Genomic DNA, 1,340 nt, shown 5'->3' on the forward strand with positions numbered 1-1,340 from the left:
AGCCCGGCGCATGAATATTACATATAGCCCAGAGTTTTAGCCGATGTCCGCGCCGGGCAGTTTTATCAAACGAACCATGCCGGAGGTGATAAACCATGATTGGCTATGTCTGTTCACGCAACAAGCGCGGCAGGCTCACAGCAGGTGAAATCTATGATGGGCGAATTGTTTATCGGGATGGTACCCCATATTTCTTCTGTCAGGATAATTCCGGGAAATGGTCTTACCACCCCGGAAACTGGTTTGTGAAAGCGGGTGATCTGTTTGCCAAACAAGCCCAGAAGAATCTCAAAACCCAAACAAAATGAAAACAGGAGGAATTCTAACATGATCGAAACAACCATTCTTAGCGTCCAGAAAACCGTATTCAAGGGCAAAGACGGTGAACCCGACAAAATCATGTGGAAGGTGTTCTGCGCCGACAGCACTGGTGCGGTTGGAAGCATTTATTCCACCAAAGAACGCTCCACAGGTGAAGTTGTCCACCTCGACCTCGTGGTGAACCGTGACGGTCGGTTCACCGCAAGGATTATGGATTAGCCCCCTGCCTGCGGCGGGTGGCTTCCATTGTCCGGGAGGCCGCCCCCGTAGGGGGCGCTACTTGATTGTTACCTCATAATGTCATCACTTTTCAGTGATTGCATAGCGGCCCCCGTTCTGGACTATGAAGTTAAATACAACTGCAAAGTCCGGTACTTCCCTAACAATCAAATCAAGATCACCTGCTTTTCAAAACCAATTTTCAACCCTTTGAAAGCAGAAAAGCAGGGAACCGAGCCAAAGCATCAGGAATCATTGAAAGAATACGACCCGGAGACAGGCGAAATGGCATATAAATTTGTGGAAGGAAAGACCATCTGGTCGCCGTTTGAAAACAAGTTTGTCCCGATTACCATGATGAAAGAACCCGAAGAAAAACGGATACGCTATGACAACATGAAACGGGCGATCGACAAAGCGTTTGAAATCGGGCTTTGCAACGAGTTCCAATACTTCATCACCCTGACACTGGACAAAACTAAAATCGACCGGTACGACCCCGAAAAGATTTACAAAAAATTACGGGTCTGGCTCTCCAACATGGTACAGCGGCACCAGATGGACTACATCCTGTTTCCCGAATACCACAAGCCGGAACCCGGACAAACCGAACGTGCAATCCATTTTCACATGCTCGCTAATGCGAACACCCTTAAACTTTCGGACAGCGGCAAAAAGACCAAAAACGGACAAACCATCTATAACCTTTTGGGCTGGAAGTACGGCTTTAGTACCGTCATAAAGCTGGACGGACGCTCTGCAATCGTCAAGTATGTAACCAAGTACATCACCAAAGGCAA

At 47.9% G+C, this 1,340-nt stretch carries 2 protein-coding genes and 1 pseudogene; all 3 read left to right on the top strand.

Annotated elements, in window-relative coordinates; translation table 11 throughout:
* Positions 1-95 precede the first annotated feature (95 nt).
* Positions 96-308 (top strand): hypothetical protein, encoded by a 213-nt coding sequence (locus tag D5269_RS17825; protein WP_120487587.1) that lies wholly within the window; start codon positions 96-98, stop codon positions 306-308.
* Positions 309-327: 19 nt separating this feature from the next.
* A complete protein-coding gene (locus D5269_RS17830) occupies positions 328-540 on the top strand; it encodes a hypothetical protein (protein WP_166545245.1) in 213 nt (70 codons plus the stop codon).
* 285 nt (positions 541-825) lie between these two features.
* Positions 826-1,340: pseudogene (locus tag D5269_RS17835) on the top strand (hypothetical protein); the annotation flags it as partial.

The organism is Anaerotruncus sp. 1XD42-93, from assembly GCF_009917605.1.
GTDB lineage: Bacteria > Bacillota > Clostridia > Oscillospirales > Ruminococcaceae > Anaerotruncus.

Excerpts from the sequence above, each read along its gene's own strand:
- D5269_RS17825 (WP_120487587.1), top strand. The coding sequence starts at position 96 with ATGATTGGCTATGTCTGTTCACGCAACAAGCGCGGCAGGCTCACAGCA.
- D5269_RS17830 (WP_166545245.1), top strand. The coding sequence starts at position 328 with ATGATCGAAACAACCATTCTTAGCGTCCAGAAAACCGTATTCAAGGGC.